The 15363-nt window shown below is 32.1% G+C and carries 28 protein-coding genes; 4 read left to right on the top strand and 24 right to left on the bottom strand.

Annotated features, from left to right (window positions below; translation table 11 throughout):
- The 18 genes from G9F70_RS02580 to G9F70_RS02500 form a co-directional block, all read right to left on the bottom strand.
- Positions 1–642 (bottom strand): ERCC4 domain-containing protein, encoded by a 642-nt coding sequence (locus G9F70_RS02580; protein WP_164946060.1) that lies wholly within the window; start codon positions 640–642, stop codon positions 1–3.
- Positions 643–1251 (bottom strand): hypothetical protein, encoded by a 609-nt coding sequence (locus G9F70_RS02575; RefSeq protein WP_164946059.1) that lies wholly within the window; start codon positions 1249–1251, stop codon positions 643–645.
- A gap of 31 nt (positions 1252–1282) precedes the next feature.
- Complete coding sequence (locus tag G9F70_RS02570; protein ID WP_224617383.1) at positions 1283–1693, bottom strand: single-stranded DNA-binding protein; 411 nt, start codon at positions 1691–1693, stop codon at positions 1283–1285.
- 28 nt (positions 1694–1721) lie between these two features.
- The gene (locus G9F70_RS02565; protein WP_164946057.1) at positions 1722–2669 is read right to left on the bottom strand and encodes a DUF3102 domain-containing protein; all 948 of its coding nucleotides are present in this window, start codon (positions 2667–2669) and stop codon (positions 1722–1724) included.
- A gap of 19 nt (positions 2670–2688) precedes the next feature.
- Complete coding sequence (locus G9F70_RS27215) at positions 2689–4245, bottom strand: PcfJ domain-containing protein (RefSeq protein WP_164946056.1); 1557 nt, start codon at positions 4243–4245, stop codon at positions 2689–2691.
- Between the two features lie 12 nt (positions 4246–4257).
- Positions 4258–4629 (bottom strand): hypothetical protein, encoded by a 372-nt coding sequence (locus G9F70_RS02555; protein WP_164946055.1) that lies wholly within the window; start codon positions 4627–4629, stop codon positions 4258–4260.
- A complete protein-coding gene (locus tag G9F70_RS02550) occupies positions 4610–5287 on the bottom strand; it encodes a hypothetical protein (protein ID WP_164946054.1) in 678 nt (225 codons plus the stop codon). The genes G9F70_RS02555 and G9F70_RS02550 overlap by 20 nt, the downstream gene beginning before the upstream one ends.
- A gap of 17 nt (positions 5288–5304) precedes the next feature.
- Positions 5305–6120: a PD-(D/E)XK nuclease-like domain-containing protein gene (locus tag G9F70_RS02545; protein WP_224617382.1), complete on the bottom strand. Its 816-nt coding sequence runs from the start codon at positions 6118–6120 to the stop codon at positions 5305–5307.
- Entirely contained in the window at positions 6107–6799 is a 693-nt protein-coding gene (locus tag G9F70_RS02540) for a hypothetical protein (protein ID WP_164946053.1), read from the bottom strand. The genes G9F70_RS02545 and G9F70_RS02540 overlap by 14 nt, the downstream gene beginning before the upstream one ends.
- Positions 6786–8465 carry an AAA family ATPase gene (locus tag G9F70_RS02535; protein WP_164946052.1) on the bottom strand — a complete coding sequence of 560 codons (1680 nt, stop codon included), beginning with the start codon at positions 8463–8465 and terminating at the stop codon, positions 6786–6788. Before G9F70_RS02535 ends, G9F70_RS02540 begins: the two co-directional genes overlap by 14 nt.
- Positions 8466–8483: 18 nt before the next feature.
- Positions 8484–8618 (bottom strand): hypothetical protein, encoded by a 135-nt coding sequence (locus tag G9F70_RS26840; RefSeq protein ID WP_263484218.1) that lies wholly within the window; start codon positions 8616–8618, stop codon positions 8484–8486.
- A 79-nt stretch (positions 8619–8697) separates the two neighbouring features.
- Positions 8698–8880, bottom strand: coding sequence for a hypothetical protein (locus G9F70_RS02530; RefSeq protein ID WP_164946051.1), 183 nt, complete (start codon positions 8878–8880; stop codon positions 8698–8700).
- Positions 8862–9023 carry a hypothetical protein gene (locus G9F70_RS02525; RefSeq protein ID WP_164946050.1) on the bottom strand — a complete coding sequence of 54 codons (162 nt, stop codon included), beginning with the start codon at positions 9021–9023 and terminating at the stop codon, positions 8862–8864. Before G9F70_RS02525 ends, G9F70_RS02530 begins: the two co-directional genes overlap by 19 nt.
- A 6-nt stretch (positions 9024–9029) precedes the next feature.
- A complete protein-coding gene (locus G9F70_RS02520; protein ID WP_164946049.1) occupies positions 9030–9185 on the bottom strand; it encodes a hypothetical protein in 156 nt (51 codons plus the stop codon).
- Positions 9166–9333 (bottom strand): flavodoxin, encoded by a 168-nt coding sequence (locus G9F70_RS02515; protein WP_164946048.1) that lies wholly within the window; start codon positions 9331–9333, stop codon positions 9166–9168. The genes G9F70_RS02520 and G9F70_RS02515 overlap by 20 nt, the downstream gene beginning before the upstream one ends.
- A 13-nt stretch (positions 9334–9346) precedes the next feature.
- Positions 9347–9544 carry a hypothetical protein gene (locus tag G9F70_RS02510; RefSeq protein WP_164946047.1) on the bottom strand — a complete coding sequence of 66 codons (198 nt, stop codon included), beginning with the start codon at positions 9542–9544 and terminating at the stop codon, positions 9347–9349.
- A 16-nt stretch (positions 9545–9560) separates the two neighbouring features.
- On the bottom strand, positions 9561–10145 hold the full coding sequence (yyaC, locus tag G9F70_RS02505; RefSeq protein ID WP_164946046.1) for a spore protease YyaC: 585 nt from the start codon (positions 10143–10145) through the stop codon (positions 9561–9563).
- A gap of 230 nt (positions 10146–10375) precedes the next feature.
- Positions 10376–10525 carry a hypothetical protein gene (locus tag G9F70_RS02500; RefSeq protein ID WP_164946045.1) on the bottom strand — a complete coding sequence of 50 codons (150 nt, stop codon included), beginning with the start codon at positions 10523–10525 and terminating at the stop codon, positions 10376–10378.
- A 78-nt stretch (positions 10526–10603) separates the two neighbouring features.
- On the opposite strand from G9F70_RS02500, the gene G9F70_RS02495 reads away from it, so the two are divergent.
- The gene (locus G9F70_RS02495; RefSeq protein ID WP_164946044.1) at positions 10604–10867 is read left to right on the top strand and encodes a hypothetical protein; all 264 of its coding nucleotides are present in this window, start codon (positions 10604–10606) and stop codon (positions 10865–10867) included.
- Here the strand turns inward: G9F70_RS02495 and G9F70_RS02490 are convergent.
- From G9F70_RS02490 to G9F70_RS02480, 3 genes are read right to left on the bottom strand one after another with little or no spacing between them, the layout of a single operon-like run.
- Positions 10864–11112, bottom strand: coding sequence for a hypothetical protein (locus G9F70_RS02490; RefSeq protein ID WP_164946043.1), 249 nt, complete (start codon positions 11110–11112; stop codon positions 10864–10866). The genes G9F70_RS02495 and G9F70_RS02490 overlap by 4 nt on opposite strands.
- A 21-nt stretch (positions 11113–11133) precedes the next feature.
- A complete protein-coding gene (locus tag G9F70_RS02485) occupies positions 11134–11520 on the bottom strand; it encodes a hypothetical protein (RefSeq protein ID WP_164946042.1) in 387 nt (128 codons plus the stop codon).
- A 14-nt stretch (positions 11521–11534) separates the two neighbouring features.
- Entirely contained in the window at positions 11535–12278 is a 744-nt protein-coding gene (locus G9F70_RS02480) for a Bro-N domain-containing protein (protein WP_164946041.1), read from the bottom strand.
- Between the two features lie 80 nt (positions 12279–12358).
- Between G9F70_RS02480 and G9F70_RS02475 the strand changes: the two genes are divergently transcribed.
- Positions 12359–12583 carry a hypothetical protein gene (locus G9F70_RS02475; protein ID WP_164946040.1) on the top strand — a complete coding sequence of 75 codons (225 nt, stop codon included), beginning with the start codon at positions 12359–12361 and terminating at the stop codon, positions 12581–12583.
- On the opposite strand, the gene G9F70_RS02470 is transcribed toward G9F70_RS02475, so the two are convergent.
- From G9F70_RS02470 to G9F70_RS02460, 3 genes are all read right to left on the bottom strand, one after another.
- Positions 12558–12788: a hypothetical protein gene (locus tag G9F70_RS02470; protein ID WP_164946039.1), complete on the bottom strand. Its 231-nt coding sequence runs from the start codon at positions 12786–12788 to the stop codon at positions 12558–12560. The genes G9F70_RS02475 and G9F70_RS02470 overlap by 26 nt on opposite strands.
- A gap of 150 nt (positions 12789–12938) precedes the next feature.
- Positions 12939–13247, bottom strand: a complete 309-nt coding sequence (locus tag G9F70_RS02465) for a histidine kinase (RefSeq protein WP_224617381.1) — start codon at positions 13245–13247, stop codon at positions 12939–12941.
- 17 nt (positions 13248–13264) lie between these two features.
- Positions 13265–13489 carry a helix-turn-helix domain-containing protein gene (locus tag G9F70_RS02460; RefSeq protein ID WP_164946037.1) on the bottom strand — a complete coding sequence of 75 codons (225 nt, stop codon included), beginning with the start codon at positions 13487–13489 and terminating at the stop codon, positions 13265–13267.
- 244 nt (positions 13490–13733) lie between these two features.
- Here G9F70_RS02460 and G9F70_RS02455 point away from each other — a divergent pair, with 244 nt between their 5' ends.
- Positions 13734–14135, top strand: coding sequence for a helix-turn-helix domain-containing protein (locus G9F70_RS02455; protein WP_164946036.1), 402 nt, complete (start codon positions 13734–13736; stop codon positions 14133–14135).
- A gap of 6 nt (positions 14136–14141) precedes the next feature.
- The gene (locus tag G9F70_RS02450; protein ID WP_164946035.1) at positions 14142–15224 is read left to right on the top strand and encodes a tyrosine-type recombinase/integrase; all 1083 of its coding nucleotides are present in this window, start codon (positions 14142–14144) and stop codon (positions 15222–15224) included.
- The last annotated feature ends 139 nt before the right edge of the window (positions 15225–15363 follow it).

The raw sequence follows: 15363 nt of genomic DNA, 5'->3' as shown, positions 1-15363 counted from the left end.
TTAGTTTTCTTTTTCCATGAAACCTTTGTGAACTAATATATTTCTAACTCCATAACGCAAAGTATTATATATTTCGCTCCCCATGAACTCTTTTGAAATGGGACGTATTATAGTCTTAAATTCTCTTTCTAGCCCTTTGAATCTCTTGTATAATGTACTTGCATCATATTGGCTCCTAAAATGCCCTTTTCTTATATCTTCATCAAAATTATTACCTTCCATGAAGATATAAAATTCTATTCCGTACTTATTAATTGAAGTTAATTCTTGTTTCATTCTGTTGTAGTCAGTTTTTAAAACTTTAGCTAGATACTTTTCTCCAAACAACTCAATTATTTCTTGCTTAATTTCATTTATGTTGGTTTTATTATCTTTCAAATTCATGGCCAATTCATCAATGCAGAATTTTCTTTCGATAAGTATTTCATCTGTAAAGTAAATGTCCCTTAGCTGTCCTTCAAAACTTCCTATAGGCAAGTAGCAGCAGTAATCTCCATAGTCGAGTTTCTGTACTTTATATTTTATTTTGCTTTTATCGAACCAATCAATAATGTGATTATTTGCCTGTTCTCGAGAATCTACTAATATAACCATCTTCTTTAATAATTCATTTATTTCTTTATCTGTGAATTTGTACCGCATCTACACACCTCCCAATGAAGCTAAATTGTTATAGAAATTATCATATCTTTTAAATAAATCCCATCTATCCAGGTAAATGTTGTATATACTGTGTTGGCCAAAGTTCATTGAAGTGACTTTTAAATCACACCCTGGAACAATAAATGTACGTTCTATGTTTTCATTTTCATCCAGTGCAAATATTAAGTATAAATCGCAAGTTGCATACTTCTTATTGATGCCGACAGTGTGAACTCTATTGTCTTTTAACATATAAGGCCTTGCTGACTTCACATCGATACGGATTTTACTATTTACCAATATATCAAATGGATATTTGCAACTCATTCGCTCAGTCATATAGCCCATATTTTCAATTAATTCTTTAGCCTTGCCCTCAAATTTATTTCCGAGCTGCGTTTCTGATTCTTTAATTTCAAGTCCTAATTTATCGGCCCACTTTATAAAACCACCGGTCTTGGCTATTTTGTTTGAGAGAGAAGAATCTCTAATAATCAATTCAGCCTCAGAAGCACTGGGCATTCTATCTATGTCCAATATCCTCATAACTTCATAGATTTTATTTTCTATAAGCTCATTGCTCCACTTAACACCATGTGTATATCCCATTGAACCCTCCTTTGTTTGTTTACATTATTTACTAAAATGGTGTATCGCCCATATCATCTATTGGTGTTATGTCACTAGCAAACCCACTTTCACCAGCAGAATCTTGGCTTCTAGCATCATTTTTACCACCATACTCAAGGAAACCAACCTCATCAGCAATCACTTCAGTAACATATCTTTTATTACCGTCTTTAGCTTCATAATTTCTAGTTTGAATGTTTCCAGAAACGCTTATAAGTTTACCTTTACTCATATAATTAGCAGTAGCTTCCGCTTGCTTGCCAAATACAACTACAGGTATAAAATCAGCTTCTGGTTGACCTTCTCGCTTAAATCTTCTATTAACGGCTACAGTAAAAGTGGCTACAGCTGTTCCTGTTCCTTGAGCAAATTTAAGCTCAGGATCTTTTGTTAATCTACCTACCAAAACTACTTTATTCAACTTTTATTCCTCCTTTTATTCTGCTGCATTATAATCTCTCAGACATTTTACTTATTAAATTTGAAATAGCATTTTTACATTTCTCATAAGTTACAGAATCTGTTTCTTTTATTTCAACCATTACTTCTAATTGACTTTTGAAAATTTGATTAAGCACTGCGTGATTACTTTTGAATTTAGCTACGAAAGGGCTATTGCTTTGACTTAACTTTTCTCTAAGCTCCTGAAGTTCTTTTACTACTTCTTCTGGGATTTTTTCTATTATTACTGGCTCAGCAGTTATTACATCAATTGGTTTTTCTTTTAATTGAGATTCAAGTTCATCTATCCTAAGAGCCGAACTATCCAAATCACCTTGTATTTCATTAAGAGATGCCTGGAGTCTTACAACCTCTTCATCATTTCCAGAGTCTTTGGCCTCTCCAATAAAAGATTGAAGCTTCGCAATTTCTGCACTTGATTTTTTCTTTTCATCTTTTAGTGAATCCTTAAGTTTTTTTATATCTGCTTTAGCAGCTTCTTTAGATTCTCTTAGTAGGTTATCTGAAATAAACTTTGCATCTTCTGCTTTTTTCATAGCACTTGCATATATCTCTTTTTCATTTACCGCCTTGTCTCTATCTTTGATTGCTTGTTGTAATTCCCTAGTTGTCATTTCCTCAACTTTATTGTTTGCAATGAACTCTTCTCTCTCTGCTTGTGGTATTTCAAGTAGTGCAAACACCTTGGTTTGTGGCAAACTTCCAATCGCTTGGAGATTTGAAAATTCTTTAGCAACTCTCATGAAATTATTAGCTGTACTTTTCCCAAATTCCACTTTTTCATCAAGATATTTTCCCCATTCGCCATGAGCTAGTGATTCTTTTACTGATATTAACCTCTTACCAATTTCAATGATGTTTTGAGCGGTTTGTTGCTTTAAAATTAAGATTTCAACGGTTAATGTATCTATAACTGTAGTCTGAATTTCATTCATATGATTTCCTCCTTTTAATTTAAGCTGGGATAGTTATTTTGTTTTGGACTCTTACCTTTTTCTTAGTTAGCTTCTTTTTTGTAAATACTTTTATAAATTCTTGTACATCCTCACTTGGCGAACGATTATTTTTACCATGGACCTGAATTATTTTATCTTGCTTAATTTCTATAGTGTAATAAGACTTGTCCAACTCCGAAGTTTTACGTATAAAGAAGATATTAGTATTACCTTTAGCGTAAGAATCTGTATAACTAGTTGCTACACAATGGGTAAGTGCGCTACCTTCATTTATTAAGTCTTGAGAACTCATTGCAGGCCTTATCATCAATCCATTACATTCAAATATATATTTCTTTAAGATTTCAGCTCTGTCTCTAATTAGCAGATCGAGCTTCTCATTTTTCTGCATATTAATTTGTTTAATTGTATTCTGATGTGCAGTGAAGAGATCTCTTGGAAATACAACTTGGTCCTTTGTAATATCCATTCCAAGCACTATGCAATCTGATATATAATCTCTAAATGTTCCAGCTACACCGCCTTTATCATAATAATGATGTCCTGTTTGGTAGATGTTATAGTCGTTAAATTGCTTTGAAAAGTATTTTAACAGTTTTTTCATGGAGCTATACTTTGTTGCATTTAATAATGAGTCATAGTAATTTAAATATTTAGTTGCTACTTCAGTGGTTTCTTCTAATGTTAAATTCCAATTGCGTTTTCTTGCATCCTGAAAAATCTTTAAGAAGGAGAATGTAATATTTATTTTTTGAGCTTTTATTTGTTTTAAGTCTTGCTTGCTTATCTTTAGTATCTTGAAAATAGTTTTGCCTCTCCAGTTTATTGCCCTATGAGTTAATCCACCATCAAGTTTGTCTTGTACCAAGCCCTTACACCCTTCTTTTGTCAGATATTCTATTATTGGATATTTAGTATATAATTCGAAAAACTTAGTCATATCGCCACTGTAATAACTATCCCATTGGCTATATTTAAAAGGTGTATCTTTGATTGCTGTTTCTATACTTTCTCTTGAATAACTTACCCTAGCACCTCGTTGTTCGAATGATCCTGATAGTGAACAGATACTACTCGTTTTATCAAACCTATCACCATAATAAGAATGTTTTAACATTACGCTTTCGCCTTTAATTGCATCAAACACATACATGGCCATTAGAAAATACTGAGTATTTACATTGTTATAATCGAATCTATAATCCCTTTGGGCTTGTATACCTCTTGCTACAAGAACGTTTGGGTCTTTTATAGACTTTTCATAGTAGACGAAATATACAGTATCAATCATATATTTTCTACCCATTCCACCAGACCTGACCATTACTTTACTTCTACAGTTCGGACAGGTAGTTTCTTCATTATGTTTTAAACTATATGTCTTAATTTCCGTTTCACAGTGCGTACAAAATCCATACTGTTGTTTCTTATCTTTACGAGTAAATATATACCTACTGAATTTAAAAGCCTCTTCTATCGCATATTTCTTTACTCCATCGCTTATATTTTTTTCAAAGTGTTTAGTGCATTCTTTGTTTCTAGCATCTACTTCCACTACATTCATCTCCTAAAAATCTAATTCAACATTAAAATCAATTTCTGATTCCTTCTTTTTTGTAACAGGAGCTTCTACTGCCGGCTCTTTAATTTTAGAAGGTATATTCGTAATGGAGGATTCAATCCCAAAATACTTCAGTACAATTCCGAACCCTTCTTGATCAGTGAGCACCGCACAACTACCGATTCGCCTTTTCTCTGCTACCTTTTTCATTTCTCCAAGACTTAATCCTATGGTCTTGTCGGCATTTAATATTTTTTCTGCCGATGATGGGTTTGCAATTAGATGTTCGATAAGAAACCCTCCTACTACTTGACCATAAGTATTGTTCTTGCTACTATCCATTTCAGTCTTTAATTTTTTAATTGCTTTTTCTAACATGCCTGTGTGCCTCCCTTTCCATAGCATCTTTATCAAATTTATAACTCCCATGTTTGCCTTTCATAACAACAGGTACAAGGTTAGTAACAAGGATATCTTCTTTTTTCTTATCAACTACAACCGGATTTATTACATCAATTTTCCAGTTAATTCCTTCAACCTTAGGGTTTATTATCTCTTTTACTGAACTGATCAATCTTTCAGTTCTTCGTGCTGCACGTTCCATGGCTTCATCGAATATTTTATCTTTGTTCTCATTAAATGCTTCTTTACCTTTAGCGAATGCATCTGAAACTATTTTTTCTATATTAATATCAGTGGTTATAGGCTCTTGAGTAACTTCCTTTATTGGTGATTCATTAGCCACTTCTGTGATTTCATTGTCCATTTTGGTTTTAATATCGACATTACTGTGATTTAATACCGTTTTTTGTGATTTATTGGCCGCGTCTTTACTGATTTTAATTTTTGCTTTCATATCCTTTTCAAGCGCAACGTAATACGGTTTAGACATAAATTCTTTTCTCCAAGCTGGGTAATAAGTGAAAGCAGTTGCTTTTGATACCCCAGTTGTACTCATCGCTATTTCAATAGCTCTTTCGCGTTTAGCTTCTGAGTGTGCATAAAATATTTCAAAACATTCATCTTTTTTACTCATTTTAAACCTCCTAATTATTAATAAATTCCCAATTCCAATTCATACTCTGATAAACTGATTGGCTTAATAATCTTTTTAACGCTTCTGCAATAGTCACATTTCCCACAGTACATAGGTTCTATCAATCCTTTTCTTACTTCCGTAATATGTGAAAGTCTGTTTTCAATTTCTGCTAATTTATCAGATATAAAGTTTTTACCCATGTAGATGACTTCGTGATCAGGAACTTCTTGCTTGTCCACAACTATTAAATATGGTTCCAAATAATCCACAAGTCCTATATTCTGTTTTAAAATCTCTGCATAAATTGCTATTTGAGTGTAATAATCATATTTATTTATAAAGGTTTCTTGGCCTCTAATTTCTTTGTTCCAGTAACTTTCTTGTAAATTCTTAGTTGTTTTTATATCAGCAAAATAACCTTTTTCTAGATTAAGAATATCCACTTGAATTTTAAAATCTACACCTGCTATAGCACCAGTGAATATCTGTTCCTTTGCGCCTTCCCTAATTTTTTCTACAAGCGGATCATTCCTAAGGACATTAATCATTTCATCACCTAGAGCATATTTAGCTAATAATTCGCTGCTATTCTTTTTAAATAACTGTGGTGTAGTTGACATAAACTCTTGCAAATCTCCACTACTCCAGGCATGTACGTAACTTCCTAATAGAAATGCTGGATTTTCTTTTTCTATCCATTCACCTTTTTTAATTGCTACTTGTTTTGCTTCGCATCCACCATGGAGAATATCCCAAGCTTTAAAACTAGATGAACCCATGTAGAGGTTTTCTGCTTCTCTGCTAAAATAGTTTTGTCTAGTTAGTTCCATTAGTATCGTCCTCCCCTGGAAATTCTTCATAATCTGTTTCAATTATGTTTTCATCTGTTTCAACCTTATCTTTTACAGTATTGAAAGTGTCTGGCACTTCTTCAGTAACATCAATTTTAGCTTTTAGATTTCCACCGTTTTCCTCGTCTGAGTAAATTCCCATTAATAAATCTGAACAATATAATCTTCCAAAGAAACTTGCAGCCCTATATCTAATCATTACTTCCGGCATGGTTTTCCATTTGCTACCTAACTTAGTTGACCATTCTTCTGTTTTCGCCATTTTCATCGTAATTACTGGGCCTGTTATTTCTTCTCCCTCGTAATCTTTTGCATAAGCATAACAAGACATTTCCTCGCCCTTGCCCTCTAACTTAAATTTTAAACTTTCAGAATATCTCTTTGAACTGTTTATAGCTGCGATGATAAATTGAGAGCTCCAAGATGGTCTACCTTTTACAATGTATAAGTTCTGCATAACCATCATCGGGGACATTCCCATCCTGTTAGACATATCTAAGGCTACCAATGCATTAGACACGTTGTTTCTGTAATCCTGTGGCACTATTGTAGATTTAGATAGTGCCATTGCCATTCTTTGCGCTACTTCAAATTTGTCTTGATTCTCAAAAATTGATATTGAGTTGTTTTCTACTGGCACAATCTTATTCTCTGACATCTTCACTCACTCCCTCTATTGAAAATTCCTTTTCCTTAACAATTGTCACAAATGCCTGAATATCATTAACTTCGCAAATGTCCAAAACTTTCTTTTGCTCGGATTGATTTAATCTTTCGAATCCGTCAAGACACATTATTTTAAGCTCTCCCATGCGTTGTAGAGATATATTAAATGCTACTTCCAGCTTTTCTCCATCACTTAAACCATCTAGTAAAGTTCCATGAATTCTAATCATCCCTTTTTCATCTACACCAATACCATTGATAGGAAGTTTGTGTGTCTTTAAAAGGTCCGCAGGCTTCTGTCTAGCGATATTTATCTGTTTAGTTAATAATGTACTAGAGAGTTTCTTCTCTGCTAACTGACCGTTAATAATACTCTGTAGCCTGTCCCATTCTCTGAGATAACCTTTCATTTTTTCTACATTATCCGCTTCAATTTGTAATGGCTTAATATCAACCTCTTCATTGCTTTCTAGGTATTTTTTAGCCTTGCTGATTTTATCTGTAGCTGCATCAATTTTCTGGGTAGAATCTTTTTCTAATGAAGCAAACTCTAATTCTTTTTTTTCATCTAATCCCAGGAGTTCTGATTCTTTAACAGATACTTTTTGATTTTGAAGTTGAATCAAGTCCTTTTGCTCCTCTTTATTTTTTGCTGCATTAGAGTGACATTCCTCATTTCTAGCTTGGAATTTATCCTTTGCTTCTCGCTTTTTCACTTCAAATTGTTTTTCAATATCAGATAATTCTTTATCATACTGAATAGCACTCCCACTTAAATTATTTTCCAAGTCTAAACTAGCTTTATCTAGTTCAGCTTTTGCTTTATCTATTTTGTTTTTACTTAAGTCTACAATGTCTTTAATGTCAGATTCCATTTCCCTATACTTCAAAGTAACTTTTGATTTTTGATTTTCCGTATCGCTATTAATAGCAGAAACCTTTTCATCGAAACCTTTTTGGAGTTCTTTGGCCTTGTCTATCCACGAATTAACTTCTTGCGCCTTAGTTATCTCTGCGTAATACTCTTGAATGTTTTTATCTTTCCATTCATCTCCTACATAGTTTGGTGGCAACTCTTTTTCTATGGCATTACATTGGATCTCTAATACATGTATTTGCCTATTAATTTCTGTTCTTTCTGCAAATGCTTTAACTTCTATATCCTTAAGAATCTGTAATATATGCTTATCATAATTAATCCCCAGGACTTCTTCTCCAAACCATGCTTTTATATCTTCCATGGTCCAGTTAACTTGGATCATATTTAAAATAATTTCAGTTTGATTTTTAATATCCATATTTACGAAGTCTAAAGGTCTAAATATATCCCCAGATATAAGCTTTCTAAGTTCCTTTTCCGTAGAATTGATTGCCTTGCCTTCTTGCCTAAGCTTCATGTAGTCAGATTTTTCATTCCTTATCCTTCTATCAATTTCCAAACCATTGTCACATTCAACGTACAGGGTTGCCTCCTCTTCGCCATGTCTTACAACCTCTGTTCTTCTTCTATTATTAGAGAAGGCTGCTTCTATAGCTTCAAGTACACTTGTTTTCCCACTACCTTTTACACCCTCTAAGATATTTATTCCCTCGCTTGGGTTCCAACTCAATTCATCAACACCCACAAAATTACTAATTTTCAATGCTTTAATTTTCATTTATATTTCCACCCTCCCTTATTTTTCTTCCTTTAAAACCTCAACAATGATTTTTATAGAATCATTGTTGTATTCATCTCCTGAATTAGGGCCATCTATAGACCTTAGATTCTGTAATACTTCTTCTAGGGCTTGCTTGTATTTTTCTTTCACCTATGCAACCTCGCTTTCTTTGTGCTATAATTTAATAAGATTTTTATTTTCCTGAGGACCCTCTCCAAAGGGTTCTTTTTTATGCGCATTTTCTGAATACCTCTACACATCTAACTGCTATATCTATTACATAATTTAAGCTTGTACACTTTTTAAAGCTAACTCTGTTGAACTTTAAATCATCGGTCACTATTCCACATATAATTGCAAATTCTGTATTGCTAAGATGTCCTACTCTATTTTCTAATGCTTTTCTAAACATCTTTCTTTCCTCCCATGATAATTTTCAACTACTATATAATCTGAAAATGCTTCAACCGTAATGTTTATGCACTTTTTGTACTTCTTCATCAGCCATTTTTTCTCTGTATAATTTTTTACTGGTATGACTTGCACAAATTGCATTTTGTTCTAATCCTCCTTCATCAAGTTTTTTCTTGAATCTAGAAATTCATTTTCTTTAAATTTAAATTTAGGTTGAATTTCATTACATTGGCTACAAGGCTCTTGGTTTACGTTTGCGCCAATGTAATAACATTGTTTACATCTAGTTTTTGGTGCTGTCATTATTTTCCCTCCCTAGAATTTGTCTGTTATATTCTCTTAAGATTTCTATTTCTTTTTTGTTTCGCTTGATTTGATTTAGTAACCCTCTGTTTTGCATCTTAAGTATTAAAATATCTTTTTCATGGATTTTTAACCAATTTTCATCCACTGGCTTGTCCTCCTTAAAACTCTTCTATTTCTTTAATTTTATCTTCATACCTTTTTATATTTCTCTTAGCATCCAATGTTGCGCTGTGTTCTACACCATTACTAAAATCAAGTAGCCCTTTTAAACGTTCTTTTTCTCTTTCTAAATTTTCTTTCCAAAATGGTAAATCTATTTTTGATAGTTTTTTCTGGAATGATGAGTTGTTTTCCATGACACCCGCTCCTTTTTCATAATATAATTTCTTCCATAAATTCTTCTGTTTCTATATTTAAATCTACAAATGGAATAACTTCTGAAAGTGTATTTGCGATGCATTTTGCTAATTCAATAACCGTATACAATCTTGTATTTTGCAATGTCATAAACCCTAAGCATCCACTCAAATTGACAATACCTGTTATTGAGATATCTCCTACTGGTGGAAGGTCTTTATTAACTCCAGCCCCAGGATGTAATGATTTATCTTCAATTCTTATACAACCAATAGATTTCAAATCTCCCAAACAAGCATCTATTCCAATTATTAGAGAATCATCAGGCACACATCCCATTCTTTCTTCAATGTTTTTTGCATGTAATGGATATTCAAGACTTCCAACTATATTTACATTTCCCCATTTCTTTCGTTCAAGGAGGTCTCCTACAATAGGTCCAAGACTATCCCCAGTGCATCTATCTGTTCCTATGCATGCTATAGTAATAGAATTATATTTTTTAATAGAAATTTTTTCTGTAATTAAATTATTCAAGTATGTTATTAATTCATCTTTCATTTCACTATTTTCTTTTATATTGCTCAAATGACATTTCATTCTTACCCTCCATAATTCATTTACCCTCTGCTGGGGTGCATTTTATTTTTCAGATATGATGGTCTATTTTGATGCGAATACAATATACATATTTTAACAAGTGTTTGTTATTATAGGTATATATGAGAAGCTCCGGTGATACTTTAAACGTAAGCATAACTGGTGAAATAAGAATATCTTACGAAGGTCTTAAATTCACAGAAAATTTTAAAGCTTAAATCATATCATTACTAATGTAATTTTTGAATAAGTGTGTTGGAATAAACTTTTTCCTTTAAGGCTTCCAGCACATCTTCATAAAAATTCATTGTCACTTTGTTTTTAACTAAAACCCCCAATAATTCTTGTGCAATTTCATTGATGTTAACTGCTTTACTCATTTTTATACTTCCTTTCTTTTATTAAAGGTATTTGTTATTATCTGTAGAACCCTATCACCATAAGGAGGTGATATTTATATGAGCACATTTGCTAAAATTAAATGCTTAAACTGTGGTAACTCTTACGAAATCTATCGAGATTCAAGTATTGATAAACCTGTCAATTGCCCACACTGCTATGCTGAAATAGATGAAACAATGTGGAAGCAGTTAGTAGATGCAATAGGAGCTGTTGCAGATTTAAACCAACATTTTCATAAATACCATTTAGAGCGTAATGAAGACCTATTTAGTGCATCGTTTGAAAATGTTTATGTTCCGTCAGATAAATCTAAAACTTAGAACTTATGCAAAGTAATATATTTTAGTTGATCCAATAAATCTTTGAATGTATTTGGGGTGCTGTCTAAATTGTATTTCCTTATAATTTCAGACAGTTCTCTAATTACCTCTCCATATTTCTGTTTACCACCTAACCCTATAATTAAAAATTCTTTTCTTGATTCATCGATATTTTTACCATTGGCTAATATTTTTTTATGATTCAATCCACATGTTTTACATAGTTCATTGTTTAATTCATTCATATCTTTTCCTCCTTAAATTTATTACCCTCTTCTGCTGGCTTTTCTAATGTTTCTTTCATTGATTTTCCTCCCCATTTTAATAACCAAAACTGTTATATCCCCAGGCAATTCTATGGGTGTTCTATCTGCGCTATATTTTTTAGTTATATTAATGTTATAGCCTTCTTTGTATAGCCTGTCATGGAATGCCTGTACTCCTATTCTGCTTTCCAACTCTTTCGCAAGGTCTTTAGTTGAGACATTTTTAAAATTTTCATAATATGTTCTCAGTGACTGCCCACATTCTTCAAAATCCTTAATTAACATTTCTATTTGCTTTTCTGTTTTGGCTTCCTTTAACCATCCTATAGTAAGCTCTAAATTATCTATTGATTGACCTAAATTTATAAATGATTGTTTTATTTCCACTTAATTCCCTCCTTTTAATTTTTTACAATAATCTCTCTCCAGTATCTTCTTGCATTTGACCTTCCGTTGGTGATTCCAGTGCTACGAATGATTTTACCGAATTTTATTGAACTAACCTTTTCTACACACCTTTCTTTACACCACTTAACATAAGCACCATACAATTCTGGAATTGTAGTTCTTCCTGCTTGCATCTTACATTCTTCTAAAAGAAAATCTGACACATGAGATTTAAGTTCAGTGCTAGGGGATTCTCTTTGACCATTCACTGGTTCCAAAAATTCTAATGGTAATTCAATCCCTGCTTTTCTTAAGATGCCCTTGAACACTATTAACTTTTGATTTGATGTACAATTAGCTTCGTCTAGTAATGGAGAAATATCTGCCATTAACTTATTTGTACTTTCGAATGATTGGGCTTTAAATTCTTTAACTCCGGAATATTCTCCATGTTTTCTGATGGAAGGTAGCACCTCATCAAATATCCAACTTTCAAACCTTTCTGCTCCTGGTAGTTCTGATTTTGCTGTTAACCTGTATATATCACCTTCGGAAATAACATTCATTTGTTGCTCTCCGCTATTTGTAGGGACTGCGTGTTTCACGTACCCCTTGCAATGTCTTGCAATTGCATCATTTGGGTTTTTATATCCTAATGCCCTTGCTACATCAATTCCTACTGCAAAATCTTTTTCATTTACTTTTATCCATCTTATTTCTCCAAACCGTTCATTTTTAAATATCTGTAAATTACTCAATTCCTTTTCCTCCTTTTGTAAATAGTTAAAGGTTTTTATATTTTCTTGTAGAATAGTACCTCTTTGAGGAGGTGACACTAATGCAATACTTCACAATAAAAACAGTTAATTGTTATGCCAACCAAATTGCAATTCCAATTAAATGTAAGTACGTATATCAAGAACCACTTGAAAACTATAAGGATGCTATTCTTGCATACCCAGACTGCCAAATAGGCAAAGGTGAATTTGTAGGGATGGTATGCCCTCAAACTGATAAATGTCCTTTTGAAACTATTCCTAAAGTTCTTCCTTACCCATACTAAGTGGATAAGTTACCGACTTTACCATCTCGAATTCAAATGTTTTTAAACTTTCTAAAGTAGATTGTAATTTTTGAATTTGATTTTCTGTTAGTTTTAATATTGTTTCAAAATCTTCTATATTCCCAATATGGAACATAACTAATTCTTTTATTGATTGATCTGAAATTTGTACTTTCGGATCAATTTCCTTTTTATTAACCTTCATTACTGTTTTTCCTCCTTATAATTCGTTTACCCTCTGCTGGGGTGTATTTTATTTTTCAGATATGATGGTCTATTTTGATGCGAATACAATATACATATTTTAAGAAGTGTTGGTTTTTTATAGCTAGAAATGAATTTTTAATTAGGCCTCTCAGCCTATATTTTCTTGTAAATTATAAACATGTCCTGTAGCTAATATTTGTACTCTTGCAATAATTTCTTCTGCTTTTTTAAGTTTTAATTTAAGCTCCTCAATTTCTCTCTCTAGTTTTCTTCTTTCTATTGGAGAAAATCTTTCTAACTTAGTCCCTTCAATCTCTGCAATATGTTGAGGACTGAATCTTATACTAGGTAATCCTTTTACAGGGGTTATTATTCCTTTAGCCCTATAATCGTCTATTGCATGTTCAGACACTTGCCATCTTTCTCCTAAGTCTTTTTTAGTTAAAAGTTTGTCCACACTATTCGCCCCTTTAATCATTGTATTTCCGTCATTTTCAATAAAAAATTAAGGTCAATACTTAAAACATTGGCTATTGAAACCAAACTTTTAACAGATGGTGCATACCTTCCAGCTTCAATATCCGATACATAACTTCTTGATAAGTTGCTCTTATCAGCCAGTTGCAATTGCGTTAAGCCAATTTCATTTCTATGTTTGCTTATTATGTCACCAATTATTTTCTTTTGTTCTGCGCTCATTCCATCACCTTCTTCCGATAAATTTAGTATAAGGTATATCCGTCATTTTGTAAAAGCCCATATTAACCCAATTCAAGCCAAATTAAACTATTGTATGGAATTAAACCCTTGTATACTTGTCCTTCCGTCGCTTTACTTGTTATTCCGTCACATATTGCGTATATAAATACTTGTATATCCGTATAATATAGAATATAATTAATTTAAGTCGTATATACCGACTATACAAAGGAGACTAAATTAAATGGATATAGGTTCTAAAATCAAAGAATATAGGAATAAAGAAGGCTTGACCCAAGTTGAGTTAGCTAATAAAGCAAATATATCAAGAAGTTATTTAGGCGATGTAGAGAAGAATAGATATAATGCAAGTGTAGAAACTCTTCAAAAAATAGCAGCCGCTCTTGGAATACCAGTTTCTGAATTGCTTACTACTGAAGAAAGGTTAGACTTGGCGACAGGATCCCTCAATGAAATAAACCAAACTATTGCACAATATTACGTATCAAATACTAATGAAACTAACATTGAAGAATTACAACTTGATGCAGAGACTAATTTATTAATGAATAAAATAAAAAAACTCTCTAAAAAAGAGAGAAAAATTGTTGATGTATTGGTTAATCAACTACTTAAGGAGGAGTAAAATAAAATGCAATATTCAACACTCATAAGAAAAAAAGATAAAGGATACCAATATATTATTACTTATAAGGAAAACGAAAGCGATATTAAATGGAAAACTAAAAGCAAACAAGGTTATGCTTTAAATAAAGCCGGCAAAGAATTAGCTCGGCTTGAAATGGATGATTCTGTTTTGGAGTTAAAAAAAAGAGTCAAAAATCCGATTAATCCCGAATTGAAAAATATAACATTTGATAAGTTTTCTAAAATGTATATTAAACATGCTAAACTATATAGAGAAGCCAACACAATAATTACATATCAAACTGTTTTGAATCGATTTTCAGACTTGAACGACATTGAAATAGATAAAATAACACTAATGGATATACAGGGCGTTATCGATAAGTTGACGATTGAAGGATTGAATCCAAATACAATACATGACTATATTAGAAAGCTTAATATAATTTTTAATTCTGCCATGAATGAGTATGATTTGATAACTAAACTACCGACTAGAAAATTAAAATATAATGTATCTAAGATAGCTAAAAATAAAAGGGCGCTAAACGCTAGTGAAGAAAAACTTATACTTAAAGAAATTAAAAATACAGATTTTAATTTTGTGATTTTGATTGCTCTAAAATGTGGATTAAGAATTGGTGAAATAGTTGGATTGACCTGGGATAACATTGATGTGAAAAATTCATCAATCAAAGTAACTCAGCAGTGGAAAAAACTTCCTACAGGTGAATATAATTTTGGAACATTAAAGTCAAAAAATTCCTACCGTAATGTTCCGATTCCCCAAAAGGTACTTCATAAATTTAAGAGTTTTAAAAAAGTTGAAAATTTAAATGGTAGAGTTTTTAATTTTAAAAATACTGCCTCAACAGCCATTGCTCTAAATCGTGCATTAGAAAAATATAATATAACTGTTCATGAGCTCCGTCATACATATGGTAGCAAATTAATAGCTAATGGTATGAACTTTGAAGATGCTGCGGAGCTCTTAGGTCATACTGCTCAAGAAACAATGAAAACTTACTCTCATGTAAATGATGATATGCGGAAGAAAGCGGTTAAGCTAATTAATAAAATTTTTTAATTTTTGACGAAATTTTTGACGAAACAGTGTTATTTGTTGATATCAAAGGGCTAGAAGTGCTCATTCAGTATATATTTACATTATACTACAATAAGTCCAAATTTTAAACATTGATAATAAGACATTTTTACATCTCAAA

The organism is Clostridium sp. FP1 (genome assembly GCF_011065975.2).
In the GTDB taxonomy this organism is placed as follows: Bacteria; Bacillota; Clostridia; order Clostridiales; family Clostridiaceae; genus Clostridium_AD; species Clostridium_AD tagluense.
This window is presented reverse-complemented; position numbering and strand designations above follow the sequence as displayed.

Excerpts from the sequence above, each read along its gene's own strand:
- G9F70_RS02565 (WP_164946057.1), bottom strand. The coding sequence starts at position 2,669 with ATGAATGAAATTCAGACTACAGTTATAGATACATTAACCGTTGAAATC.
- G9F70_RS02510 (WP_164946047.1), bottom strand. The coding sequence starts at position 9,544 with ATGGAAAACAACTCATCATTCCAGAAAAAACTATCAAAAATAGATTTA.
- G9F70_RS02580 (WP_164946060.1), bottom strand. The coding sequence starts at position 642 with ATGCGGTACAAATTCACAGATAAAGAAATAAATGAATTATTAAAGAAG.
- yyaC (WP_164946046.1), bottom strand. The coding sequence starts at position 10,145 with ATGAAATGTCATTTGAGCAATATAAAAGAAAATAGTGAAATGAAAGAT.
- G9F70_RS02470 (WP_164946039.1), bottom strand. The coding sequence starts at position 12,788 with ATGAAGGTTAATAAAAAGGAAATTGATCCGAAAGTACAAATTTCAGAT.
- G9F70_RS02495 (WP_164946044.1), top strand. The coding sequence starts at position 10,604 with ATGAGCACATTTGCTAAAATTAAATGCTTAAACTGTGGTAACTCTTAC.
- G9F70_RS02535 (WP_164946052.1), bottom strand. The coding sequence starts at position 8,465 with ATGAAAATTAAAGCATTGAAAATTAGTAATTTTGTGGGTGTTGATGAA.
- G9F70_RS02455 (WP_164946036.1), top strand. The coding sequence starts at position 13,734 with ATGGATATAGGTTCTAAAATCAAAGAATATAGGAATAAAGAAGGCTTG.
- G9F70_RS02450 (WP_164946035.1), top strand. The coding sequence starts at position 14,142 with ATGCAATATTCAACACTCATAAGAAAAAAAGATAAAGGATACCAATAT.
- G9F70_RS02520 (WP_164946049.1), bottom strand. The coding sequence starts at position 9,185 with ATGACAGCACCAAAAACTAGATGTAAACAATGTTATTACATTGGCGCA.
- G9F70_RS02540 (WP_164946053.1), bottom strand. The coding sequence starts at position 6,799 with ATGTCAGAGAATAAGATTGTGCCAGTAGAAAACAACTCAATATCAATT.
- G9F70_RS02545 (WP_224617382.1), bottom strand. The coding sequence starts at position 6,120 with ATGGAACTAACTAGACAAAACTATTTTAGCAGAGAAGCAGAAAACCTC.
- G9F70_RS02575 (WP_164946059.1), bottom strand. The coding sequence starts at position 1,251 with ATGGGATATACACATGGTGTTAAGTGGAGCAATGAGCTTATAGAAAAT.
- G9F70_RS02490 (WP_164946043.1), bottom strand. The coding sequence starts at position 11,112 with ATGAATGAATTAAACAATGAACTATGTAAAACATGTGGATTGAATCAT.
- G9F70_RS02550 (WP_164946054.1), bottom strand. The coding sequence starts at position 5,287 with ATGAGTAAAAAAGATGAATGTTTTGAAATATTTTATGCACACTCAGAA.
- G9F70_RS02500 (WP_164946045.1), bottom strand. The coding sequence starts at position 10,525 with ATGAGTAAAGCAGTTAACATCAATGAAATTGCACAAGAATTATTGGGG.
- G9F70_RS02525 (WP_164946050.1), bottom strand. The coding sequence starts at position 9,023 with ATGCAATTTGTGCAAGTCATACCAGTAAAAAATTATACAGAGAAAAAA.
- G9F70_RS02475 (WP_164946040.1), top strand. The coding sequence starts at position 12,359 with ATGCAATACTTCACAATAAAAACAGTTAATTGTTATGCCAACCAAATT.
- G9F70_RS02530 (WP_164946051.1), bottom strand. The coding sequence starts at position 8,880 with ATGTTTAGAAAAGCATTAGAAAATAGAGTAGGACATCTTAGCAATACA.
- G9F70_RS02555 (WP_164946055.1), bottom strand. The coding sequence starts at position 4,629 with ATGTTAGAAAAAGCAATTAAAAAATTAAAGACTGAAATGGATAGTAGC.
- G9F70_RS02460 (WP_164946037.1), bottom strand. The coding sequence starts at position 13,489 with ATGAGCGCAGAACAAAAGAAAATAATTGGTGACATAATAAGCAAACAT.